This window comes from Parachlamydia sp. AcF125 (genome assembly GCF_018342475.1).
GTDB lineage: Bacteria > Chlamydiota > Chlamydiia > Chlamydiales > Parachlamydiaceae > Parachlamydia.
The window spans coordinates 1-23,892 of the sequence record NZ_JAEMUD010000004.1; the positions used below are offsets into that span (position 1 = coordinate 1).

The following is a 23,892-nucleotide window of genomic DNA, read 5'->3' on the forward strand; positions in this document are numbered from 1 at the left end:
GTTAAAAATCCGCTGCCCATACTTGGCAGTATAGTAAGCCACCTCTTCAGGGGAGTATTTTTTGTGAGTTAATTCTTTAGTATGTAAAAGCTTAAAGCCTACTTGCTGCAAAGCTGAGCCCAGCAGAGTTTGCTGCGAAATAGGCTTGCTCTCACCGCTTTGCCCGTTCACCACATGGTACACTGCTGAGCGGCACACATAGGCTTCGTTGGCAAATGTGCTGGCTAAAATGTGGTAGAGGTGATACTCCACTTGCAACTGAGCTGTTTGTAGGATGTTTTGGCGCAGGGAGGCTTTTAACTCTTGGCAGCCTTTTTCTAATAAAGCGCATTTCGCCTGTTTTTTTTCAATAAACTCTTGAAGTTCAGAATCCTCGCTATGATCGCCTAGTTTTTTTAAGACCGCTAACTCCTTATTTAATGCTTGTGTTTCTTTGTCTAGGCTATGGATTAAAGTCTGTTTCTGGCTTTTTAAATGGAGGATTTGCCCATGGCAGGTCGTGCATTCTTCCAAGTACTCCACATAAAGTCTGTTAAGGGCAGCAATCGGAATGTCTGGTTTGCGTACTGGGACTGCATCTGATAGGCGCAGCTCTTCAACTTTAGCTTTCAGCTTTGCTGAATGGGTGTTATGTATTTTTTCTACCTCTTGAAAAATGGCTTCGTAATCCCCTTGGCAGTGTGAAAGGTGGTTTTCTAAGCCCTCTTCAGACAATTCGGAGGTAAGTATTTTGCTTAGCTTTTTTTTAACTAACTCTTTAAATTCCTGCCATTCCTCTTCTTCCAGGTTGCAACGCAGCGAAAATAAGCTCGCTGCCATTTCTTGCACGTGTTTCTTGGATTTAAACTCTTTAAATAGGGCTGTAAATTCTTCTGCTGAAAAAAGCCTTTTTCCTTGAATGAAGGGATTATTTTCTTCGTCGTGCAGAAATTTGGGATAGTTTTCTTGATCATTTACTAGGGTGTCCATATAGGCATTCGAATCTCGCTGCGAAGCGGAAGTCATCTTAAATAGCTCTTCGGAAATGGTATAAAAACCATCAATAACCGCATTGCTGACCCTTCCTTCAAAATCAGGCCCTTTTGTTTTAACTCTTGGGGTCGCACGCTCAAAAAAAGAGCTTTCTCCTTTAAAGGTAGTATGGATAGAAGTATCAATATCTGAGGTTAATTTGCGACTTCCTGGAGCTTTAATCGCAACGATACACTTGGCGGGCTTTGCTAAGCCTGCAGGCAAGTGAGTGTTTTTTTGCGTGACTATAAAATGATACCAAGTGGCCTTAAAGGTATACCCTCCCTGCGAGGTTTTTGATAGAACACCGGTGGGCTCGGCGGTTAAGTTAAAATAAGCGGCAGGAAAAACTCTTAAAATCGCTTCGCGGTAGCTGGCATAGTCTACGATATCGCGATCCTCTATATGCTCTTGCATTTGCTGGGTAGCCAGCAGCTGAGATCCTTCTTCCGGACGCAGGGTCATGACGTAGGTTCTTTTAAGGGTTTCCCAATCGGTATCTCCTAACTTTTCAAACCGTTGGATCGCTGGAAAATCGTGTGGAATAGACATAATCAACTCTTTGGCTGAATACTACGTTTAATAAAAAAATACGCTTTAAAATCTGAAACGTGGGTCTTCATTCATTCCCACTCTCTTACTCATCAAAGGCGAAAAACTAATTAAATTTTTAGTTTCATGCAAGTTTTTTAGTTGAAGCCTAAATTTTTGATAAATTTTCTTTATCAAAGCTCATAAAATTCTTGTTGTTCCCTTATCTAGACTTTATACAATTTCGGTATGATTCCCTGCCGAGGAAAAAGAACAGTATGTGCTGCGCTTAGAATCATGGGATTAATTAATGAAAACAGTTTTTCAAAGTATTATCATGTGCCCAATCGAGACAACTAGTCTCTATTATCAACCCACCGATTATTTTAAACTTGATTTTGAATATGATAAGAAGCGTATATCCTCTAGTACTTTTTATTAATAAAACGGTTGAACGAAGGAAAGGACCTAAAATTAAGCCTGAGCGAGTTTTCAAGCATAATTTTTACTCCATCGAGAGAGCATTAATCGACTCATGCAGATGTAGAGATAGGACTCACTAAGGCACGGCAAATAATCATAATCACGGCTAAGTCGCCTGTTTCTCCCCATCCACGCAAAGGTTCTTTCGACCACCCATCTTCGAGGAAGGATTGTAAACTCCCTTTCTATAGGAAGGTATTCAGCTTGCCAGTGTTCATTATAGACGCGAATTCTCCCGGGAGGCCTTTTAATAACCTCTAACTTGAGCTCCATGCTGACTAGCTATAGTCTTCAGATCACTTCCTGAATAGCCAGAGTCTCCCCATATTTTACGTACGGAGGGATATTTCTTTTCTTGCAAAATTTCTATTAAGCCTTGCTTGTCGCTTGTATATCCAGCAGTAACTTTTGCTTGTAAGAGCAAGCCTTCCGTATCAACGAGAATATGTCTTTTCCTCCCAAATACCTTTTTGGCCGCACAGTAACCGCGACAAGGCCACCTTTTTCGGTAGTTTTGGCTGCTTGACTATCTATGAGGGTCCCAGTCGCCTCTTTGTCTCTTCCTCTTTTTATCCGCAATTGCTCACGCAGGGCTGTATTAATTTGCTCAAAGACGCCCGTCGTTTCCCAATTCCGAAAGTTCCCATATACCGTCTGCCAAGGAGGAAAATCGTGAGGTAAATTTCTCCACTGACATCCAGTCCGTGTAATATAAAAAATCGCATTGAGTATTTCTTTTCGAGAGTATTTTTCTTGGAATCCTACTCTTGGCTTTTCTACCAAATGTTTGATCAGATTCCACTCTGCATCCGATAAGTCAGTCCCATATGAAGCCCGCATAGCAACCTCCTTAATGTTGACTATTCATAGTGTACTCATCTTCTGCTATTCCAAGCAATCTTTATACTCCTTAAGTTACTTATAAACAAATACTTATACTGAAAATTATGCTTGAAAACTCGCTCTAAGGATATAGAAAATAGCCAGTTGGAAAACTATTATCCCAATACGGAAATTGGGAAATAGTAACCAACCCCAGGGGATCATGCGTTTTAATCAAGGTAGCTCTCAGATTAGCTATGAGTAATTTTTAGACTCTATAAATGGGAAAAATAGTGAGGTGGAAAAAATTGTCCTTCAAAATAACAAGAGTGTTCAAGGTACCGTCCTTTGTCAACGGCCCGCCATTCATTCTTAACAAAATCAAGCAAGTGAAATTCTTGCCCATACATGCACCTTAAAAGCTCTTTCAGACAAAGGCCTTCAGGTCTATTCTAGAGAACCCTAAAAATGATTTTATTTCGCGGATTTTCGCCAAAGTGTCTTTGACAAGCAAGAAACAACCATGTTTTTGCTTTCCCGAATGAATTGAACCCCTTTCAAGATCAGCAAAGGCATGGCAAATGGAACAAGAAATTATTTGGGAAAGTCCTCTATACTTTTTAATAAATGCACCTCTTTAAACTCCTAACTTAAATTACTTACTCCCTACCTGTTGATGCTTGATATGGTTTTTATTTTAAAAAGGCAACTTATCAGCTTTTTAATCTAATTAATTAACTCGTTTTTTAAATCTTTCCTTTAAATAGATCTGTTAGTTAACAACACCTTGCTTTTGTGATTGCAAATCGATTAATCTATGTCAACACAAGGAGAGTCCCATGCTCACAAAAAGGTTAAGGCTTCATGAAATTTGCCAGATCTTAAATTGCCCCCAATTGCCTGAAGCAATTGGCGCGTTGATCCCTTCTTATGTAGTTGATAGCCGCTTTGTGCAAGAAAACGCTCTATTTTTTGCACTACCCGGAGAGAAAACAGACGGCCATCGATTTTTAAAAGAGGTCGAGGCAAAGAAAGCAGCTGCAGCTGTGGTAGCCAAAAGCTTTGTTTTGCAGAATAAGCTGGATTTGAATTTGCCCCTGCTTGTAGTAGATGACGTTTTGGGTTCCTTACAAAAATTGGCTCGCGAATATCTAAAACAAAGGCCTACTAAAATCGTAGCCATTACCGGCTCTGTCGGCAAAACAACCACTAAACATTTGCTTTGTCAACTCCTTCAAAGCTATTGTTCTGTCGCTTCTTCACCGGGAAATCAAAATTCCCAAATTGGATTGCCCTTAAGCATTTTAAACCATTTTCATGGGCATGAAGAGGTCCTTGTTTTAGAAATGGGGATGACATTACAGGGGCATATCCAAAAGTTAACCCAAATTGCTCCTCCTGACGTGGCGCTCATCACCTCTCTCGAACTTGTCCACGCTGCCAGTACCCATTCTTTAGCAAATATCGCCCATGCGAAACGGGAAATTTTATCCCATCCAAAAACTCAATTAGGCATCATTCCAGCAGGCATTCCTTATTATCAACTCTTAGAAAAAACAGGAACATGCGGCAAGCAATCATTCTCCCTATTTTCCAAGCAAGCAGATTATTATCTTTGCGAAAAAGAAAGTTTTTTACAAATACGGGATCCCAAAGGAGTTAGCCCTCTATTGCCCCCTTTACCTATTTTAGGAAAGCATAACCAACATAACTTTTTAGCAGCCGTGGCAGCCTGCCGTGCACTTGGAATGGAATGGCCAGATATTCAGCAAGTGATTCCTACACTGACACTTCCAGAAAGGCGCTTAGAACAGGTCATAAAAAAAGGTATTCTTTTTATCAATGATAGTTATAATGCAGCCTTGACTTCTGTAAAAGCTGCTTTAGAAGCTTTACCTCTCCCCCCGCAACTTTCAGGTAAAAGAATTGGAGTCCTTGGGGAAATGGCTGAATTAGGAACTTTTTCAGAAGACTGCCATAGGGAAGTAGGAATTCTTTCGTTACCCAAGCTCGACCGGATGATCTGCTATGGGAATGGCTGCATACCGATTCAAGAGGTTTGGAAGCAAAATAACAAACCTGTTCATTTAGCGCTAAATTTTGAACAGGTCATCGCTGAGCTTAAGCAGCATGTTCGCCCTGGAGATGTGGTTTTATTGAAAGGTTCTAATAAAAAGCAATTATGGAAAGTTTTAGACTATTTTTAGCGGAGCCTTCAGCATGCTGCTATTAGCCATCGATTTTTTTAGAGAGATTTTTGGAGTTAAAGCTCCCCTGGTCTTTACTTATACCTCTACCCGCATGATTCTGGCGGCTATCACGTCTCTCATTATTTGTATTTTTCTAGGACCCCGCTTCATAAAAAAGCTGTATGAACTAAAAATAGGGCAGTCCATCCGGACAGATGAATGCCCTCATTTAGGCGTGCTACATCAAAAAAAAAAAGATACTCCTACCATGGGAGGGGTACTTATTCTATTTTCGATGCTATTCTCTCTTCTCTTGTGGATGAAGCTCACCCACATTTTTACCTTGATTTTGTTGATCACGACCCTTCTTTTAGGGTTTTTAGGTGGATGGGATGACTACCTCAAATTGAAATATAAAAACAGCAAGGGATTATCCAGCAAAAAGAAATTTCTGTTTCAAATTTTGATCTCTTCCCTCTTACCTCTTTATTTACTCAGCCCCGCAGGAAATGCTGCTCCCCCATTTAAACGCTGGTTTGATCCGCCCATTGTGAAAGAGCAAATCTTTTCTAAGGGAACTTTAGATGAGAAAACCACCGTTCAGATCTCTTTAAAAGAATACACAACCCGTTTTTATATCCCTTTCTTCAAGGACCCTATTTTAACCTTTTCTGGCTTCTTTACAGGATTAGCAGCCTTATTTATGATTTTTGTAGTGACAGGCTCTTCCAATGCTGTCAACCTAACCGATGGCTTAGATGGCCTCGCAGCGGGTTGCCTCATCATGGTCGCAGGCTGTTTAGCCCTCATTGCATTCATTTCAAACAATATTGATTTGGCGGGGTATCTCAATATTCTTTATATAGAAGGAAGCGGGGAAATTGCGATTTACTTATCCGCCCTAGCAGGCGCTTGCCTGGGATTTTTATGGTATAACAGCTATCCTGCCCAAGTTTTTATGGGGGACACAGGCTCTCTAGCTTTAGGAGGAATTTTAGGCGTTTGCGCTATTTTACTGAAAAAAGAAATGTTACTTGGTATTATCGGAGGCATTTTTGTGGCTGAAACGGCTTCGGTCATCTTACAGGTAGCAAGCTTTAAACTGCGAAACAAAAAGCGGATCTTTTTATGCACTCCCCTCCATCACCATTTCGAATTTAAGGGATGGCCTGAAACGAAGGTTGTCATTCGGTTTTGGATTGTAGGACTTCTTTTAGCCATAATAGGAATTGCTTCTCTGAAATTTCAATAAATGAGTTTTTATGAGCTCTCCCTATTTTAACAAACGTATTTTGATTATTGGGTTGGGGATTAGCGGCCTTTCAGCTGCCCGTTTTCTCATAGCTCAAAAGGCTCACATTTGGGCAGTAGACAAAAATAAAGGACAGCTTTTCTCTCTTCCAGACGTCCGCGAACTGATCGCGCAAGGATTGCAACTTGTCGATGAAAAAGATTTGCCCTCTTTAAAAGGGTTCCATCTGATCGTCACTTCACCTGGAGTTCCTCTCAACCATCCGCTTCTACAATTAGCCCAAGCCGCAGAGATCGAAATCATAGGGGAAGCTGAGCTTGCCTTTCGTTCCCTCAAAAATAAGCTTATAGGCATTACAGGCACGAACGGGAAAACAACCGTAACGCTGTTGATTACCCATCTCTTAAACTTCGCTGGAATTCCTGCTAAAGCTGTGGGAAATGTGGGGATTCCCCTTTCCTCAGAAATTTCTTCTCCGCCTGAAACTGTGTTAGTGGTCGAGCTCAGCTCTTTCCAGCTGGAAACCCTTCAATCTCGGCACCTCGATATGGGGGCGATTTTAAATATCACCCCAGATCATCTAGACCGTTACCCCTCCATGGAAGAATATGCGCTTGCCAAGATGAAGTTAAAATCGTGCATTAAAGAAAGAGGTGTCCTTTACATGGAGGAAAAAGCCTACCAAAACTATGGATTTTTAAAGCCCGATTTTACCACGAAGCTATATGGCTATTCTCCAGATTGCGATTTGAGGACCGATCTGTACCACCTTTTCACTCATAAAAACGTTGACTGCATTTTACCTGTAGAGTATAGAGGAGCTCAAAGCCATAAGCTAGAAAACCTAATGGCAGCTTATAGCTTATGCAAAGAAATCGGAATCGACACCACGCAATTTTGGAAAGGTGTTTCTGCCTTCTGTACTCCCCCTCATCGAATTGAGAAAGTCGCCATTGCCAATGGGGTGGCTTACTTCAATGACAGCAAAGGAACCAACATTGATGCTGTGATGCGCGCAATTGAAACGCTTGAGGGCCCCATTATTCTCATTGCTGGAGGAGTAGATAAAGGAGCCGATTTTTCTCCTTGGATTTCTGCCTTTGTCGATAAAGTAAAAGGGATTTGCGTCATTGGACAGGCAGCTAAAAAATTAGAGCAAACTTTATCTAAAAGCTTTAACGTCGTGCGCTGTCAAAATATGCACGACGCTGTAAAATGCGCATCCTCTCTTGCATCTCCGGGATATAATGTGTTATTATCTCCAGGATGTGCAAGTTTTGATATGTTTGAAAATTATGCGCACCGTGGAAAAATATTTAAAGAAGCTGTGAATGCTTTATTACTTAAAGGGGAAACGCAATGAATCGAAGAGATACTATCATCATTGCCGTATTAATTAATGCTGGATTACTCGCAATTTTATTTATGATGGCCATCCACCCTGATGACACCTCTACTTATGCCCCCTCTTCCTTGCCTTTAGCTGAAGCGCCAAAAGTAGAAGAGGCTTCTTCCCCTTACGCTTCTTCAAACATTTCCTACGTGCAAACAATTCCCACTGATGAAGTTGACAATGCCATAAAAGCATTTGTGAATTCCCCTTCACAAGAAATTGCGCTTGCTGAATCTATTCCGACTTATATGCCAGCACCTGAGCCTAAAACGGCAACTTCTGAGGATGGTTACACAGAAATCAAAGTGAAGCGGGGAGACTTCCTGGAGAAAATTGCACGCGCGCACGGAACAACTATCAAGGCCATTATGCAAGCTAATGGGCTTTCAAGTGAACGGTTGAATGTTGGGCAAATCCTGCGCATTCCTCCTCCCACCAAGCCGATTGAAACTGTGGCCGAAACCCCAAAAACGAATTTTCCACAAGAAAAAAAGAATTCATCCACAGGTGAAGAAAGCCCTTATTACATCGTTCAGCGGGGAGACAATCCTTGGAAAATAGCTAAGAAATTTCAGGTTGGTTTTGAAGATCTTTTGATTTTAAATGATTTAGATGAGGAAAAAGCCCGAAACTTAAAAGTGGGAGACAAACTGCGGGTCCGTTAAGATATGCGCTTGCTTTTACTCCTTTGCACTTCCCTTATCTTTGCCCTTGGGCTGATCATGATTTTTAGCACAACTTCTGCAGAAGTTTTGGATCACGATCTGCAACGCAGTACTCACCAAGCCTTAATCCGCCAAATGGCCTACTCCGCAGCGGGATTTGCGCTTGCTTTTGGTGTATGGAAAATAGGCTATCGCCATTTTTTAAAACATAGCCCCCTTTTTTTAGCGCTCTTCTCTTTTTTTTTAGTCATTACCTTAATTCCTGGAATCGGGCGAGAGGTCAATGGATCTCGCCGATGGTTGGCAATTGGCAACTTAACTTTTCAACCTTCCGAATTTGTTAAGTATATTTTACCAGCCTTTTTTATTGAACGGTTAATGGGACTTGAACGAGCCACCCTGTCTTTACAAGACTTTTTAAAATTGGCCGCCATCTGTGCCGTCCCTATTTTGCTAATTTTAGTGGAACCAAACAACGGAACTGCTGCTGTTATCGGGTTAACTCTCATTGCTCTCTGCCTCATCACACGCGTTCCCGTTAAATATTGGGCACTGCCTCTCATTTGCCTCTCTTTAATTGGAATTATTTCTGCCTATCACCTTTCTTATGTTTCTGCTCGATTAAAGGTTTATTTGGATCCAAGCTTTGATTTACAGGGAAAAGGGCACCAACCCCACCAAGCTAAAATTGCAGCAGGATCGGGTCAGCTATTCGGAAAAGGTCCTGGAAATAGTTGGCAAAAATTGAGCTATCTTCCTGAGGCTCAAAATGACTACATCGCAGCCATTTTTGCCGAAGAGTTTGGGTTTGTTGGCATGCTAGTCTTGATTTCACTTTACATGTTTTTAGCTTATTTAGGATTTGCCATCTCCAATCAAGCCCCAGATTTTGCAGGGTTTTATTTTGGGTCTGCAATCACCTTTTTAATCTGTTTTCAGGCATTTTTAAATCTAGGCGTTGTTTCAGGCTTAGTTCCAAGTACAGGCCTTAATTTACCTCTTTTTAGCCAAGGAGGAACCTCCTTGATTGCCAATCTGATGGGAATTGCACTTTTGTATAGCATATCGAAGCCTCCTATTCAGACATAAAAGGGTCTTAATTCTTTTTCCAAAAATCCTTTATCTCGAAATGTAAATAAGGTACATTCCTTTTAAGTATAGATTAACTTTTTAGGAGCCGCTATGTTGTCGAGAATTTGCCTTTTAACCAATTACAACCTCTATGAATCTAAACGCCACTTTACCCAAAAATTCGCGGAAGCTTTAAATCGACATCATATCGAAACCAAAATTATTGATGCTAACGAAGGGCCAATTGGAGCAGATATTATCTCTGCGATTCAACGCTTTGATCCCCACCTGACTTGCTCTTTCAATAGCATGATGCCTTTATCCCAAAACCGTTATTTGTGGGATCTATTGGAAATCCCCCATCTCTCGATTTTGGTAGATCCCGCTATCTATTCTGTGAGCTTAACAAATAGCCCTTATTCCATCCTTTCCTGTGTGGATCGTAATGACGTCAATTCGATGAAAGAATATCATTTCGATCGAATCTTTTTTTGGCCCCACGCGGTCGAGAAAGAACTTGGATTGGAACCTGAGCAAAAAAAAGAATTCGATGTGGTATTTTTTGGAAGCTGTTATGACTATGAAAGCTTAAGAGCCTCGTGGAGACAGCGCAATCCAGAGGCCCTGAATGTCATCCTTGATGACGCCATTGATATGGTATTTTCCAACAACCAAATCTCTTTGGCAGATGCCTTGGTAAACGCTTGGAATCGCTCATTCCAAGATGCAGAAGGGATAGATTTTACCACTTTATTTTATTATCTCGACATGTACACGAGGGGGAAAGATCGAGTTGAGCTGATTCGATCGATTAAAGATGTGCCTGTGCATATTTTTGGAGAGCTTTCGCAAGACAACGCTGTCGGGGTGCTGGGTTGGCAGCAATATTTAGCCAACCAATCCAACGTCACCATTCATCCTTCTGTTTCCTTTCCTCAATCCTTTGACATTCTTAAAAAAAGCAAAATAAGCTTAAATAGCATGCCCTTCTTCCGTGACGGAACGCATGAGCGAGTCTTTACAAGCCTTTGCTGCGGCGCTGTGCCTGTGACTAGCGAAAGTACCTATTTACGCGAAAGCTTTAAAGAGGGAAAACATCTTTTTTATTATCAATCTAAACACTGGAATGAAGTTCAAGACAAAATTCATAGCCTCTTAGCCGATGAGCCTAAACGGCAAGCTATCAACCAACAAGGAAAAGAGCTTGTCTTGAGTGACCACACCTGGGATAAAAGGGTCGAACAACTCAAGCTTGCAATTGAACCTTTCCTCGAAAAGCTTTTACAGTAGAGAAAGAGGCTCCTCCTGGAGGAGCTCCTTTTCTTTTAATCCTTCAGAAAAGGTCTTTACATCACCCGCCTCTTAGCTGCAAGCTAAATAGTTAAACCTGATCTAAGATAAAATTTCTCCGAAAAAGCAGGCTTCGTAAAATTTTCCGTAGTTTTTATTTTCTATTTGGGTAATTTTCGGAAAAACCTCTAATGTGTGCCTCAAAACAGGTTAAAAAGGCACAGATTGACAATTTCAAGGCAAACAGAATCTTGCCGAAATGCTCATTGTAAAGTTTTTTAAAGAAAATAAGACTGTAGCTTGATCCCTATTTGAAAAACTACACAAATTATGCAGAAGCTCGTTTAGACAATAATGCCGCCGAAAGAGCAATCCGACCTTTAGCAATTGGCCGGAAAAACTGGCTATTTGTAGGTAGTGAAGTTGGAGCTGAAGCTGCCGCCGTGGCGCTTTCCTTAATCTAAAGCTGCCGGTTTCTTCAAATCAATCCGCGGGATTATCTAGAAGATGCCATGAGGCGTCTTTTAGACTATCCTGCCGCTAAATTCCAAGATCTTCTCCCTGATAATTGGGCAAAAAATCGTTCCCTATAACTTAAATGTTGAGATTGGTTCAACCTGTGTCTTAGCTTACGCTTACATTTAAATACCAATTGCTAACACCTGAAAGTCTAAATAAAATGCATCATCTGCATTGTTTTACTAATGCAGAGCAGACGATGGGCTATGGATACAAATTGAATGTCGAATGGCCCTCAGACCCTATCACCCCATAAAGCATATCTGGCATAGAGGACAAACCGAGGGATTTTCCAGCTTTTACTCTAAATATTTAGAGACCAATACAACTCTTATTATACTCACAAATAATGTGCAACTAAAGGATGAAATTAAAAACATTGAAAAACACTTGATCGCTTTTGCTTGAAGAATCGATATGGCCTCGGGGTAAATGCGTTTTTTCAAAGGCCTTGATCATCTCCCACTTACCTAATCCAAAGTTTTGAGTGTATCCATCCTCTCCTATTCTTAAGATCCCTTTCCGTTTTCCTGAAGAATGTCTATACGGATTAGCGCTGGAGAGAGGGAAGGCAAAAAATAATTGGGGTCATGTCTTTTAGGGGCGTCTTTGCCATAATTTAATCATTTTTGCATTCTCACCAAGGCATTTTGCCTTCTTAAAAGCAGCTTTAATTGTCAAACTCTTAGTAAGATAAAAGTACAAAAACGTTACAGTAAATAATAAAAACGCATCACCATCGATGTAATTCTTCGCTCCTATATAAGCTTTAGCGCCTTTAGAAAGGAATTTTTCAGCAAAAGCTTGACTCCCTAAACAACAACCTGTGATGATAACAATTTGGTCGTCTAAGCTTAAAATTTCTTGCAAATCACGAGGGGTTAATCCCTTACGATATAGCATATCTAACTCCAGCTCGGGGGCAAGTTCAGGGATCAATATCTCTTCTTTATTACCATGACAAGAAATTACAACCATTTTGTGGAGGTAGTTCGAACCTTGAAGTAAAGAAATCAGATGATTAACATTTCCAATATAATGCATTCTTACCTGAACACCAAAAGCTTCAAGAACCCCTCTTAAAGCAAAAGCTTCAATTTTATCGGAAATGACAATAATATCAGCAGCCCTGACTTGCTTTATATTTGTTACCATATACTTCCCAGTAGTGCTAAGCAGGTAATGCTCTAAGGCTTTCATTATAATGACAAATGAAATATTTTATCATACCGATATGGTTCTCTAATTTTTTTGAGAATGAGAGGGTCTTCCTTACTAGCTTTGAGCATTTTTGCCTAAGAGTGCAGCTAAGACAAATGCCGTTCAGCGAAACTTTTTCTAGAAAGACACGCCTTACCAATCCTTTAGTGTGATCTGATACCAGCTGGGGTTCTGCATCTTCTCCAAATTGCCTGCTGCATTCTAAGCATCAATAATTCTGTTTTCCAGACCTTGTGTGAACATTTTACTTAATAAGACCGGACTGACAGTTTGGGCATTCCATAGCTTGACTTCTCGAGTCAGAAGAATCAGTTTACTTAGCCAACGCTTCTTAGAAAAGCATTACCTGTTTAGCACTAACAAAAATTGGCTCATTCTTACTTTTAGTTAGAACGATGACACCTTTGTTCAAAACGGACGTTACAGCTTAAATTTTATTCCCTAGTGTAAATGGGATGTTCAATTTATCCCAATCCAAAACTCTGAATGCGTCCAACCGCTCCCCTTCTTTAGCATACTTTTTTTATAGTCCCTGTTCTCACACTTACCTATGCAGCCGTTAGTTTTTTGTCCAATTTTAAGTTCTGAAACCCAAAATTTAAAGGTTGACGTTTTTCTCAATTTTAGAAATCTCGAATATTTCTCTAGCGGGAACGGCTAAATTCCTTACCATGTTAGCAGTTATATAAAAATTTTGGCCTGCTTTTTCATGGCGGGCCACATATATGTTCAATAGAGCTCTCCCGAAATTAAGTTTTTTCAGGATTTATCATTTGGACTAGCCTAGTGAATTTTGGAAGAGGTCAAATATCCAAACAAAAAGAAAAACGTAAAATTTCGCGAATTTTTCCTTGTGTTGTTGAATAATGAAAGCAAAGAAAGAGGGGATATTTTTCACTTTCAGTAAAGAATGGCTAGGACTCTCTAATAAAAATTTTTGCCAAAATTTGAATTAATGTGCGCATGGGAGAGGGTGCTAAGTGATACGGGAATAGGGTGAAATTGGCAATTTACCACAGAAGATACGTGTATAAAATTAAAAAATTAAGTCCAGCTTTTAAATAAAATTTAAGAAAAGCTTTTGTTAAAATGTACCAGCACTCTCTTTATAATATCCCTAAACATAGCGAGAATCAAAGCGAGAATCAAAGTGAGGCATAGAGCAAACCACAGCTTTTATGTCAGAAGGAACAGACAGCATAGGATTTTCCCGTAAGTAAAGCTCAAAATATTGACGATTTTTAATTTTAGCAAGAGCAATCTCATGCACAACTTGAGGTAAAACAGAAAATTGATTCCCTTCAAGCTCTATTCTGCGAAGTTTTCCAAGATGGATGAGGCTAGAAGGAAGATCGGTGAGCTTATTGTTCATTAGCCTTAACTCTTCGAGTTCAGACAAGTAACCTACTGCTTCAGGTATTGCCGTTAAATCACAATGGGATAAATTTAATTTTTTTATTTTAGCAAGATATCCCGCCTTAGAAGAATGCTTGTTACCCTCTTTGACTAGATTGGCTATATCCCTTTGAAATCTTTCTTCATTTATCTTTTGCAAAAAAGAGAAAAGGTTACTTAATTTCTCTACCTGCTGCTCGGTAGAAGAACTTTCCGCTTCAGTAAGATTGTTTTCCTTGGAAAAGGAACCATCCCCTGGCCCTAACTGATCATTTAATTGCACTAGACTAGACATATTTTTTCCTTTACCTCCTTAATAGGAAATAAGCAGATTAATTTGAGTCAACATTTAGGAAAAGAAACTAGCAGTTCCCTTAAATATTTTTTTATTAGTTTAAACCTGTGCTAAAAAACCTGTGCTAAATTTAATACTCCCCAAAAATCGGACAGTTGAATAAAGTAATATTGGATTTATTATGTCTTATTTAATTTTATATCAATCATTATGAACTGAGATGTAATTTTATACAAATTTTGCATACTCGCTCCGGCAGCCAAGATTTTGGATGCATTCCAAAAGGGAAATATTCACAAGCAGAAGTGGACAACGCACGAGAGCATAGCCGAGAAAAAATGTATAAAGACCGCTATGAATTTAAAGAAAAGGGAAAATTTTAAAACCATGTGCATTTCCTGCACATGGTTTTTTCTAATTTATTCTTTTTTATGCACGTGTTTTGCCAAAGCAGCTGTCATTTTAAACATATCGATTGGCTCAGGTCCCCCAAACACCTTAGCTAGAGCGGCATCCGGATTGATCAGCCTTTTGTTTGTCGGATCTTGCAATTGATGGGCGCGAATATAGTCCCATACTTTTTTCATCACCTCTCCCCGGGCCATTTCGCTAGCCCCTACCACCTGGGCAAGTTCTGGAGAAAGAGTTTGTAAAGGCTGTAGCCTGGTTGCTCCTTTTTTCTCTTTCTTAACAGAGCTCTTTTTAGCTGACGAAGCTGTTCGTTTTTTAGCGGCTTCTTTTTTCCCTTTTCCCGCTTTCTTCACATATGCCTTGCGCGGATGGTTGGGATATTTTTCTGGCAATTGTGACAACTCATTTACGATCACATCACATTCCGGAAATGTGGAACAAGAATAGAACGTTTTGCCAAAACGGGACTTGCGAGCCACCATATGGCCAGGACAACCTACCGCCACACAGGCGGGCATTTCGGCTGCAGGGATCACGGCCTCCCCTTTTTTAGGGATATTCACAATCCCTCTGCAATCTGGATATCGGGTACATCCTAAAAATGCGCCAAAACGGCCGTGCCGCACTTTCATGGCGGATTGACATTCGGGACATTTTTGGTCCCAATCAAAATCCGCGGCGTATTCATCCTTATTAAACGCGATCTCTTCGATAGGGGCTGAATAGTTGCATTCCGGATAGCGGGAACAGCCATAAAAATACTTAGACTTTGACCAAACTTTTTGCAATTTAGCTCCGCAATTTGGGCAGTCGATCTCTGTCATCACTTTAGGAACAAAAGCCGACTTTTCCGCCTCTTCCAAAGTGGGCATAAATTTTCCCCAAAAATCTCGAATCAATCCTTTCCAATCTTGTTGGTTTTCGGCGATAAGCTCTAATCCATCTTCCATAGAGGCCGTAAACCCCACATTCATGATCTGTTGGAAATTGTTTTCCAACATTTGCACAATTACAACGCCGAGTTCAGTGGGTTTTAAGCGCCCATTTTCTTTGATGGTATAATCTCGGCTTTGAATTTTATTCATAATCGTGGCGTAAGTGGAGGGCCTTCCAATGCGGCATTTCTCCAGCTCTTTGACTAATGAAGCTTCCGTAAAGCGAGGAGGCGGACGGGTAAAAGCTTGCTCCGAGATCAATTCGATAAGCTGAAGAGATTGCCCTTCTTCTAAGTGGGGCAGCATACGCCCTTCTTCATTTTTAACTTCATCGTCTTCTTTTTCTTCATATAAGACGAGAAACCCTTGAAATTTCATCACAGAACCGGTGGCTCTAAGCAAAATTTCATCTCCCGCCGCAATATCGGCAGAAACGGTGTCATAAATCGCTGGCGCCATTTGGGAAGCAATAAAACGTTTCCAAATAAGTTCGTATAATAAAAATTGTTCTCTTGTTAAATAATTTTTAATATTTTCTGGCGAATGATTCAAACTTGTGGGACGAATGGCTTCATGTGCGTCCTGAGCACTTTTACTTGTAGAATAACTGCGCGTTTCGGCAGGCAAAAACTCTTTTCCATATTTATTCAAAATAAATTGGCGAGCTTCTTTTAAAGCCTCTGGGGCAATACGCACCGAATCTGTACGCATATAGGTAATTAAACCTTCCGAGCCTTCATTTCCTAAATCAACCCCTTCGTACAAGTTTTGCGCAATATTCATTGTTTTCGCAGAAGAAAATCCATAGTGGCGACTCGCTTCTTGTTGAAGGGTGGAAGTGATAAAAGGAGGAACTGGATTTCGTTTTTTTTCTTTGCGTTCCACCTTTACAACATAAAAAGACTGCGTTTTCATCCGGGCTAAGATGGCATCCGCTTTCTCTTTATTGTCGACAACCACCACCTCTTTGCCTTCTACAAGTTCCTTCTCGATACGCTTTCCCCCGATGGAATGGAGGTTGGCGCGAAAGTTTTTGGGCTCTTTTTCTGTCTTAAGGATAGCTCCTAGGTTCCAATATTCCACGGGTTTGAATATCTCAATGGCTTTTTCCCTATCCACGACCATTTTCAAAGCGACAGACTGGACTCGACCCGCAGAGACAAAGCCTTCTTTTCCTCGTTGAATCCTTCGATTTAAGATAGGGGAAATTTTGTATCCCACAATGCGATCCAATAAACGGCGCGCCTGCTGGGCATTCACTAAGGCAAAATCAATTTCTCGCGGGGATTCGAGTGCTTTGATAACGGCTTCTTTAGTAATCGAGTTAAAAGAAACCCTTTTAATTCGGGTGGAATTAGGCAAAATTTGGGTAATATGCCAGGCAATTGCCTCTCCTTCCCGGTCGGGGTCAGGAGAAAGATACACTGTATCGACATTTTTAGCGGCTTTGCGCAAATTCGCGATGACTTTCTCTTTATCGGGCATAATGACATATTTAGGCTCAAAATCGTGATCAACGTCGATTCCAAACTCTTTTTCAGGTAAGTCTCGAATATGCCCAATGGATGACTCAAATATATAGTTAGGACCGAGAAATTTCTTTAAGGTTTTGATTTTCGCGGGTGATTCCACGATGATCAAGGCTTTGCCCATCTTTTAAACTCCTAATAATAGTCAGAGAGAGATCATTTTCACTAAATATGAGACATACTTTGGCAGAAAGTCTAATCCTTAAATGTTGAAAATTGCAAATTAAACCATTCTTTCGTTAAGCAAAACTTCTTATCTACTTGCTTTATCATCTCTTTTGCACTTTCAACCGGGTATGTTATTTTTTATTCCATTAATCCAGGCATGTAATCCAGGCATGGCGGTCTCCTAAGCTACCTTTCTTAGTTCTCTCCATGCGCAACTTCTAATTTCTGTCTTTGTGGCGTTTATCCCTTGCGCCTTGCCAGCCTGAGATTTTCACTGGCGCGAGAATTTTTTTAAAATGGCAACTTCACTTAATTCCCTTTCAATGAGTTCGATTGCTTTGCAGAAATTTTTCCTCCTTCGGCGGAAATTCAGAGATGCTGCCCTTTTTTGCTCAATTAACCGTGAAAGAGCTCTTTTTCTTACCAAGGAGGGAGCCCTAAAAGCCCTTGTTTTTCCGCTTTGCAAAACGTCTACGTAAGCGAGATTATCCTCTTATTCCTTTTGCAGTCCCCTTCTCCCCATTCAACCCCGCTATGCAAGTCCCATTTCATATGCCCTTCTTTATAAAGCTTAGTTAAGGGATTAGCATTAAAATCCAAACAGTCTCGAGACCGCTCCTTTATTCACTTTAGTTTTTGTGTGGTATCAAGCAATTAAAGGATTGCGATGACTATGCCGTTTTTTGAACAACTCTCAAGAGGATTTTGACTTATTAATGATATTTTCACTGAAACTTATCGAAAATAATATCGCTAAGAAAAGGAAAACGACGGTTCGAAAAACATGAAAAAAGTCTTATCATAGGGAAACGGGGATTAATTCGCAAGCAGACCAGAAGCAATCCTCAAGCTTCGGCTTTTATCCTTATTAAAAGCAAAAAACTAGGTCAAAATTAAGTTTTGGAACAAGACAAACGGGCTTTGGTCAACAGCCTATACAGGCGACAACTAAGCAATCCCCCGGAGCTGCGCGCTCATTAAATCCTTTCTGTCACTTAATGCCTTTCAAGGATATCCTCATAAATTTTGACGGGCATAAAATCGACATAATCTCCTGCCACAAGCTTATATTGAATCCCATTTTTTTCCCCAAAGAGGGAAACACCCAGATTGACATTGTGTAAATGCCCGAAAACGCAAATGTTAACCCGGTATTTCTCTAACAGCTTTGAGGCAGCTGAAGGTTCGAGTGTGGCGCCAATAGGTGGGTAATGAGTCATCACAATCCGAACTTTATCTGAGTCTTTAAATCCTTTTAAACTCGCCTCTAATCTCCCCAATTCTCGCGTAAAAATCTTTTTGGTTTCTTCTGTATTCTCTTGATCGGCCGTTTTTTGGGTTGCCGGATTTTCTACATAGGGAATATAAGCGTCAAACGTGTATTCTGGAGTGTCCCATAACCGTGCTCCTCCAATTCCAATCCCCTTCCAGTGAAAGACGTTATTTTGGATCACGTGCATAGAGGGAGGGAGAATTTTCTGAAGTTTGCTTAAAGAAGACCACCAATAGTCGTGATTGCCCTTTAGCAAAATTTTTGTCCCCGGCAATTGGGCAATCCATTCGAGATCAGGTCGCGCTTCCTCTATTTCTTTCCCCCACGAAATGTCCCCGGGAATTAAAACTAAATCCTCTTCAGCGACACATGAACGCCAATTCGCCTCAATTTTTTGGGTCCACTTTTCCCATCGTTCTCCAAAAATATCCATTTGTTTGTCAGGCACCCCAAATGATAGATGCAGATCTGCAAGAGCCCAAATACGCATATTCGCCTATATGATAAAACCGTCTGGCAAGTTAGCTCCCCGCGGAACGATGATTACCCCATCTCGGATAAAGACATGCTCACCGTCAAACGTAGTTAACCGATTTTTGTTAATCAACTGAACACCATCTCCAATATTAACGTATTTGTCAATAATTGCACGCTCAATCACGCAATCTTTTCCTATAGATAACTTGGAAGGCCGATTTTTGATTTGTACAGGCGGAGCGTAAAATTCATTTCCCATCACATACGAATTTCGAATAGTTGTCCCTTTTTTAATAACAGAACGGGGACCTAATATGCTATGGGTGACAGTGGAAGCTTCTACAATCGATCCCTCACATATAATCGATTGATCAATTTGACTCTTTAATATTTTAGCCCCCGGTAAATAGGAACGGCTAGTATAAATAGGATAGCCTTCATCATAATAATTAAAAGGGGGATAGGGGCGTGTTAAGGCAATATTGGCTTCATAGAAAGAGCCGATCGTTCCAATATCTTCCCAATATCCATGGTAAAGATAAGTAAAAGCTCCCCCTTCTTTAACCTTCGTGGGAATTAGGTGCTTTCCAAAATCTTCTCGCGGATCCGCATGCAATAAATCAAAAAGCACCTCTCTTTTAAAAAGATAGATCCCCATAGACCCTAGATAGTTTTTTCCCTCCTCATGGGGTAAATAAAAAGGGCTCAAATCCTCCTCTGTTTTAGGTTTCTCGCAAAAGTCTATAATTTGACATGCCTCGTTAACCTTTAAAATTCCCATGCGAGAGGCATCTTTTGCATTCACAGGCAATGAAGCTACAACCAAATCGGCATCATTATGACGAGCAAATTGCAGCATGGGCCGAAAGTCCATATTGTAAAGCTGATCCCCTGAAAGAATTAAAAAATAATCGACAGGAGTCTCCAGAAAACATTCGAGGCTTTGTCTCACCGCATCAGCTGTGCCTTGGTACCATGTTTTTTTATGGGGCTTTTGTTCTGCAGGCAGTAATTCAATAAAACCCCCTGAAAAAGGATCAAATTGGTAGGTGCGGAAAATATGCTGATGAAGGGATGAAGAGAGAAATTGAGTCAGAATAAAAATTTTCTGATAACCCGAGTTTAAAGAATTCGATATGGAAAAATCAATTAATCGATAACGCCCCCCCACAGGGATAGCAGGTTTACATCGAGAAAGAGTTAAAGGGAAAAGGCGAACACCTTCTCCTCCTCCTAAAATAATAGATGCGACTCTTTCTGTGCGGGGGACATGCAAATTAGTTAGCTGCGTTTGCGAAAGCATTTTTTCATTTGGAATAGTTAGCAAAGACATTCTTTCTCACTGGTTGGGTTTTCAAGGTCACCTTATGAAAAAGCTTAGTTTTGTGCAAAAGAATTTTTTGCTTGGAGCGAAGCAAACGAATGGGGCGTGGCTAGGAAACCAAGCATTCTACTAGGGTGTGAGCGATGCGACATATAAAAATTTAATCTTCCTTGCAGCTACAGGGATTCGAAACCCGTTGCACAAGGGCTTTAATCTTTGGCTACCTGACTTTGGTGAATCTCTTTCGAACGCTCTTTTCTTAAAGATTTTATAGAATTTTGCTCAAATTTTTCTTTAGCTTGTTTTTTATCTATCCTAGCTGGCTATGCCAAAAAGCGAGGCAAAAAAAGGGAATAAAGGCCAAAAACCTACATAAAAAAAATTTCGAAAAAGCGCCATTTATTAGCGACTGTTCTGCCATAGCTGATCTGTTTAGTAAGCCACGCCGAGGAAATAATCTAGCTTATTAAGCATAGAATATTGAGAAAAGAAAAAGAAAAATTTTATCCTATGTCATTTTAAGGAGGCCCATTCCACCTTTTGGCTTTTTAAAAGGTGGAGGTAAAGCTCGGAGGATTTACTACTCTCTCCACATTAAAATAGGTTAAATAGGCAAATACTTTGCTTTTTTTTTGATTTCAAAAAAGCCTTTCAAGGGTAATTTTTAAAATAAATTAACCGCAAATTTAAAATCTGATTTTCTCTTGTTCCTTATTTGGCAATTAGCTATTGTGGATGGTTGAGAATTTTACTAAGTTTGGGCATCAAGCTCAGGGTTTAAATTTCAAAATCTTGCTTACATGTTTGAATCGCAAAACGCCATACCATTTTTGGCGAGATACCCATACGTGTTTACAAGATGTAATGGACTAAGAGGAGGAATTATGGCCTTTAAATTTAGCAAAGATTTAAAACTCATTTTACATCCTTACATGTTTGTTCTCAAAGAAGGTAAAATTCAAGAAAACATGCTCGACTATTCTTTGATGATGTTACAAGTAAGTTGTCCTGAGACAATTAAATCCCCCTCCTATGAAAAAAAAAACCCATCTTTCCCCGGATTTGAATGGGATTTTTACCACAATTCAGCGCGACTTTAGTTCTTTAAATAAAATGCATTTTATGGATATCACAAATTATATTGACCTTTTGCTTGATACCGCTCTTAAAGAAGATATTAGAACTGGAGATATCACTTCAGAAGCTTGTATTCCTGAAGACGCCATCTTGACAGGGCGATTTATTGTAAAACAGGCAGGCGTTTTGGCTGGCTTGCCATTTCTATCTCTCTTATTTAAAAAAATTGATCCAAACATCCAAGTACAACTTTTAGTTCCGGAAGGATCTTATCAAAAAGCTGGCACATTCATTGCCAAAGTGTTTGGCCCCGCGCGCGGCATTTTTAGCGGAGAACGGGTGGCTCTTAACCTTTTACAGCATGCTTCCGGCATAGCGACCCTTACTAATCAATATGTAAGAAAGGTGAGCGGTTTTGACTGCTCGATACTAGATACGCGCAAAACCCTACCAGGTTTAAGGGCTTTAGAAAAATACGCTGTGACTGTTGGAGGAGGGGTTAATCACCGTTTCGGGCTTGATGATAGGCTGATCATTAAGCGCAACCACTTGGCTTTTGTGGGTACGAGTACGCCCCATCCTATCCAAGAAGCAGTTAGGCGAGTTAGAAATCATTGTCCCGACCTTCCTATTGAAATTGAAATTCACGCTATCGACCAGCTCGCAGAAGCCTTAAATACCGAAGCTGAAACCATTATGCTATGCCGAATGCCTCCCCATGAAATCAAGAAATGCGTGCATTTCATTCGCAAAACTAACAAAAAAGTTTTTATCGAATCTCTGGGAACAATTACGCTTGAAACCATTCAAGCTTATGCTGAAACAGGTGTAGATGGAATTTCACTTGGTTCACTTACCTTATCTTCACATGCTTTGGATATCGCAATGCGTTTAGCATCAAGTGACTAACATACGAAAAAACTTAAGGAGAAAAAACATGTCTTCAACACCCAAGCAAATTATTTTTGAAGAAGAAGCACGAGAGCTATTGCTTTCAGGAATCAAGAAACTTGCTGATGTCGTCGCTTTTACTTTAGGCCCTAAAGGACGCAACGTTGGATTGGAAAAAAGTTGGGGGGCTCCTACAATTACCAACGATGGTAACAGCATTGTTAAAGAAATCAATGTCAAATGCGTTTATGAGAACATGGGCGTATCCATGGGAAAAGAAGTCGTCCAAAAAATTAAAGAGAAATGCGGAGATGGAACGACCAGCGGAACTCTTCTATTGAGCGCGTTAGTCGAAAATGGAGTGAAATTCATCGCTTCTGGAGCAAGCCCCATCGGAATCAAAAGGGGAATTGATAAAGCGGTAGAAGCTGTTGTAAAAGAAATTTCTTCATCTGCAATTGCTGTAAAAAGTTCGCAAGAAATTAAGCACATTGCCATTGCTTCAGCCTCTGGTAACGAAGAAATTGGGAACCTAATTGCTGATGCCATGGAAAAAGTGGGCAAATCTGGTGTCATTACCATTGAAGAAGCCAAAGGAATTGATACAACCCTTGAAATTGTAGAAGGGATGCAATTTGATCGAGGCTATATTAGCTCTTATTTCTGCACAGATTCAGATAAGATGGTCGCCGAAATGACCAATCCCCAGATCCTGCTTATCGATCGAAAAATCGGAAGCATCCATGAGTTGCTTCCTATCCTTCAAGCATCTGCCTCTGCCGCAAAAGAGCTCCTCATTGTTGCAGAAGACATCGAAGGCGATGCCTTGTCTACGCTCGTGGTTAATAAACTCCGCGGAACACTCAAAGTTGTCGCAGTTAAATCGCCTGGATTTGGGGATCGTAGAAAAGCCCTGCTTCAAGATATTGCCGTTTTAACAGGGGCCACCGTGATTTCAGAAGAGGCGGGAATGTCGCTAAACGAAATCCCCACGGCTGCTCTTGGCTCTGCTGAAAAAATTGTCGTAAGCAAAGAAAACACAGTCATTATTCATGGAGCGGGCTCCCCAGCCGACATTGAAGCAAGAATCAAGCAAATTGAGAAGGAAATTGAAAATTCCAAAAGTTCCTACGACAAAGAAAAGTTAGAAGAGCGTAAAGCCAAGCTAAGCGGGGGCGTCGCAGTCATTCGTGTAGGAGCTGCCACAGAACCGGAACTCAAACAAAAAAAGCAAGTATTTGAAGACAGTTTAAACTCTACCAAAGCAGCTTTGGAAGAAGGAATTGTACCTGGTGGAGGTGTGGCCTTATTACGTTCAAAAAGAGCAATCGGCCAATTAAAACTAGAAGGAGATGAAGCGCTTGGAGCCGCGATTGTGGAAAAAGCTTGCGAAACACCGCTTAAGCAAATTGTGTCTAATGCTGGTATTGACGGTTCTATTGTATTAGCTGACGTTCTCAAAGCGTCCTATAACTTTGGTTTCAATGTCCTTTCCCATAAAGTGGAAGATTTAGTTGAAGCTGGCGTGATCGATCCTGCTAAAGTGGTTAAAAATGCACTCATCTATGCGGCTTCTGTGGCAGGAATTGTGCTTATTTCTGAAGCCTTAATTGCCGATGCTCCTGAAGAAGAGGACGAAGAGTAACACTCTTTTATTAAACGGGCGCAGT

18 protein-coding genes and 2 pseudogenes are annotated in these 23,892 nt (G+C 40.5%); 10 read left to right on the forward strand and 10 right to left on the reverse strand.

What is annotated here, in order from left to right:
* From PARA125_RS08120 to PARA125_RS08130, 4 genes are all read right to left on the reverse strand, one after another.
* Positions 1-1,563 (reverse strand): hypothetical protein (locus tag PARA125_RS08120; RefSeq protein ID WP_213158393.1); only part of this gene is annotated, 1,563 nt, incomplete at its 3' end.
* 471 nt (positions 1,564-2,034) lie between these two features.
* Positions 2,035-2,298 (reverse strand): transposase, encoded by a 264-nt coding sequence (locus PARA125_RS08125; RefSeq protein WP_213158394.1) that lies wholly within the window; start codon positions 2,296-2,298, stop codon positions 2,035-2,037.
* Entirely contained in the window at positions 2,273-2,470 is a 198-nt protein-coding gene (locus PARA125_RS10220; RefSeq protein WP_502920599.1) for a transposase, read from the reverse strand. The genes PARA125_RS08125 and PARA125_RS10220 overlap by 26 nt, the downstream gene beginning before the upstream one ends.
* Positions 2,395-2,865 carry a transposase gene (locus PARA125_RS08130; RefSeq protein ID WP_213158395.1) on the reverse strand — a complete coding sequence of 157 codons (471 nt, stop codon included), beginning with the start codon at positions 2,863-2,865 and terminating at the stop codon, positions 2,395-2,397. The genes PARA125_RS10220 and PARA125_RS08130 overlap by 76 nt, the downstream gene beginning before the upstream one ends.
* An 821-nt stretch (positions 2,866-3,686) precedes the next feature.
* Here PARA125_RS08130 and PARA125_RS08135 point away from each other — a divergent pair.
* The 7 genes and pseudogenes from PARA125_RS08135 to PARA125_RS10225 form a co-directional block, all read left to right on the forward strand.
* On the forward strand, positions 3,687-5,054 hold the full coding sequence (locus PARA125_RS08135) for a UDP-N-acetylmuramoyl-tripeptide--D-alanyl-D-alanine ligase (RefSeq protein WP_213158396.1): 1,368 nt from the start codon (positions 3,687-3,689) through the stop codon (positions 5,052-5,054).
* A 13-nt stretch (positions 5,055-5,067) separates the two neighbouring features.
* Positions 5,068-6,288 (forward strand): phospho-N-acetylmuramoyl-pentapeptide-transferase, encoded by a 1,221-nt coding sequence (gene mraY, locus PARA125_RS08140; RefSeq protein ID WP_213158397.1) that lies wholly within the window; start codon positions 5,068-5,070, stop codon positions 6,286-6,288.
* A gap of 10 nt (positions 6,289-6,298) precedes the next feature.
* On the forward strand, positions 6,299-7,651 hold the full coding sequence (gene murD / locus PARA125_RS08145) for a UDP-N-acetylmuramoyl-L-alanine--D-glutamate ligase (RefSeq protein ID WP_213158398.1): 1,353 nt from the start codon (positions 6,299-6,301) through the stop codon (positions 7,649-7,651).
* Positions 7,648-8,346: a muramidase family protein gene (locus PARA125_RS08150; protein WP_213158399.1), complete on the forward strand. Its 699-nt coding sequence runs from the start codon at positions 7,648-7,650 to the stop codon at positions 8,344-8,346. Before murD ends, PARA125_RS08150 begins: the two co-directional genes overlap by 4 nt.
* Positions 8,347-8,349: 3 nt before the next feature.
* A complete protein-coding gene (ftsW, locus tag PARA125_RS08155) occupies positions 8,350-9,435 on the forward strand; it encodes a putative lipid II flippase FtsW (RefSeq protein WP_283248347.1) in 1,086 nt (361 codons plus the stop codon).
* Positions 9,436-9,528: 93 nt separating this feature from the next.
* Positions 9,529-10,707: a glycosyltransferase family protein gene (locus tag PARA125_RS08160; protein ID WP_213158400.1), complete on the forward strand. Its 1,179-nt coding sequence runs from the start codon at positions 9,529-9,531 to the stop codon at positions 10,705-10,707.
* A gap of 347 nt (positions 10,708-11,054) precedes the next feature.
* Positions 11,055-11,151, forward strand: a pseudogene (locus PARA125_RS10225) (IS66 family transposase); the annotation flags it as partial.
* A gap of 672 nt (positions 11,152-11,823) precedes the next feature.
* Here the strand turns inward: PARA125_RS10225 and PARA125_RS08170 are convergent.
* The 6 genes and pseudogenes from PARA125_RS08170 to glgC form a co-directional block, all read right to left on the reverse strand.
* Positions 11,824-12,381, reverse strand: a complete 558-nt coding sequence (locus PARA125_RS08170; protein ID WP_213158402.1) for a hypothetical protein — start codon at positions 12,379-12,381, stop codon at positions 11,824-11,826.
* A 16-nt stretch (positions 12,382-12,397) separates the two neighbouring features.
* A pseudogene (locus PARA125_RS10230) lies at positions 12,398-12,538 on the reverse strand (IS1 family transposase); the annotation flags it as partial.
* A 1,026-nt stretch (positions 12,539-13,564) separates the two neighbouring features.
* Positions 13,565-14,137, reverse strand: coding sequence for a leucine-rich repeat domain-containing protein (locus PARA125_RS08180; RefSeq protein ID WP_213158403.1), 573 nt, complete (start codon positions 14,135-14,137; stop codon positions 13,565-13,567).
* Positions 14,138-14,556: 419 nt separating this feature from the next.
* A complete protein-coding gene (topA, locus tag PARA125_RS08185) occupies positions 14,557-17,136 on the reverse strand; it encodes a type I DNA topoisomerase (protein WP_213158404.1) in 2,580 nt (859 codons plus the stop codon).
* Between the two features lie 1,039 nt (positions 17,137-18,175).
* A complete protein-coding gene (locus PARA125_RS08190; protein WP_213158405.1) occupies positions 18,176-18,943 on the reverse strand; it encodes a metallophosphoesterase in 768 nt (255 codons plus the stop codon).
* A 6-nt stretch (positions 18,944-18,949) separates the two neighbouring features.
* Positions 18,950-20,263 carry a glucose-1-phosphate adenylyltransferase gene (glgC, locus tag PARA125_RS08195; RefSeq protein ID WP_213158406.1) on the reverse strand — a complete coding sequence of 438 codons (1,314 nt, stop codon included), beginning with the start codon at positions 20,261-20,263 and terminating at the stop codon, positions 18,950-18,952.
* 875 nt (positions 20,264-21,138) lie between these two features.
* Here glgC and PARA125_RS08200 point away from each other — a divergent pair.
* Genes PARA125_RS08200 through groL form a run of 3 tightly spaced genes read left to right on the forward strand, consistent with a single transcriptional unit; the run spans position 21,139 to position 23,867 of the window.
* Complete coding sequence (locus PARA125_RS08200) at positions 21,139-21,354, forward strand: hypothetical protein (protein ID WP_249274295.1); 216 nt, start codon at positions 21,139-21,141, stop codon at positions 21,352-21,354.
* A 22-nt stretch (positions 21,355-21,376) separates the two neighbouring features.
* On the forward strand, positions 21,377-22,240 hold the full coding sequence (gene nadC, locus PARA125_RS08205) for a carboxylating nicotinate-nucleotide diphosphorylase (RefSeq protein ID WP_213158407.1): 864 nt from the start codon (positions 21,377-21,379) through the stop codon (positions 22,238-22,240).
* Positions 22,241-22,268: 28 nt separating this feature from the next.
* The gene (gene groL / locus PARA125_RS08210) at positions 22,269-23,867 is read left to right on the forward strand and encodes a chaperonin GroEL (RefSeq protein WP_213158408.1); all 1,599 of its coding nucleotides are present in this window, start codon (positions 22,269-22,271) and stop codon (positions 23,865-23,867) included.
* Positions 23,868-23,892: the final 25 nt, after the last annotated feature.

Excerpts from the sequence above, each read along its gene's own strand:
- PARA125_RS08125 (WP_213158394.1), bottom strand. The coding sequence starts at position 2,298 with ATGGAGCTCAAGTTAGAGGTTATTAAAAGGCCTCCCGGGAGAATTCGC.
- PARA125_RS08130 (WP_213158395.1), bottom strand. The coding sequence starts at position 2,865 with ATGCGGGCTTCATATGGGACTGACTTATCGGATGCAGAGTGGAATCTG.
- PARA125_RS08135 (WP_213158396.1), top strand. The coding sequence starts at position 3,687 with ATGCTCACAAAAAGGTTAAGGCTTCATGAAATTTGCCAGATCTTAAAT.
- mraY (WP_213158397.1), top strand. The coding sequence starts at position 5,068 with ATGCTGCTATTAGCCATCGATTTTTTTAGAGAGATTTTTGGAGTTAAA.
- murD (WP_213158398.1), top strand. The coding sequence starts at position 6,299 with ATGAGCTCTCCCTATTTTAACAAACGTATTTTGATTATTGGGTTGGGG.
- PARA125_RS08150 (WP_213158399.1), top strand. The coding sequence starts at position 7,648 with ATGAATCGAAGAGATACTATCATCATTGCCGTATTAATTAATGCTGGA.
- ftsW (WP_283248347.1), top strand. The coding sequence starts at position 8,350 with ATGCGCTTGCTTTTACTCCTTTGCACTTCCCTTATCTTTGCCCTTGGG.
- PARA125_RS08160 (WP_213158400.1), top strand. The coding sequence starts at position 9,529 with ATGTTGTCGAGAATTTGCCTTTTAACCAATTACAACCTCTATGAATCT.
- PARA125_RS08170 (WP_213158402.1), bottom strand. The coding sequence starts at position 12,381 with ATGGTAACAAATATAAAGCAAGTCAGGGCTGCTGATATTATTGTCATT.
- PARA125_RS08180 (WP_213158403.1), bottom strand. The coding sequence starts at position 14,137 with ATGTCTAGTCTAGTGCAATTAAATGATCAGTTAGGGCCAGGGGATGGT.
- topA (WP_213158404.1), bottom strand. The coding sequence starts at position 17,136 with ATGGGCAAAGCCTTGATCATCGTGGAATCACCCGCGAAAATCAAAACC.
- PARA125_RS08190 (WP_213158405.1), bottom strand. The coding sequence starts at position 18,943 with ATGCGTATTTGGGCTCTTGCAGATCTGCATCTATCATTTGGGGTGCCT.
- glgC (WP_213158406.1), bottom strand. The coding sequence starts at position 20,263 with ATGTCTTTGCTAACTATTCCAAATGAAAAAATGCTTTCGCAAACGCAG.
- PARA125_RS08200 (WP_249274295.1), top strand. The coding sequence starts at position 21,139 with ATGGCCTTTAAATTTAGCAAAGATTTAAAACTCATTTTACATCCTTAC.
- nadC (WP_213158407.1), top strand. The coding sequence starts at position 21,377 with ATGGATATCACAAATTATATTGACCTTTTGCTTGATACCGCTCTTAAA.
- groL (WP_213158408.1), top strand. The coding sequence starts at position 22,269 with ATGTCTTCAACACCCAAGCAAATTATTTTTGAAGAAGAAGCACGAGAG.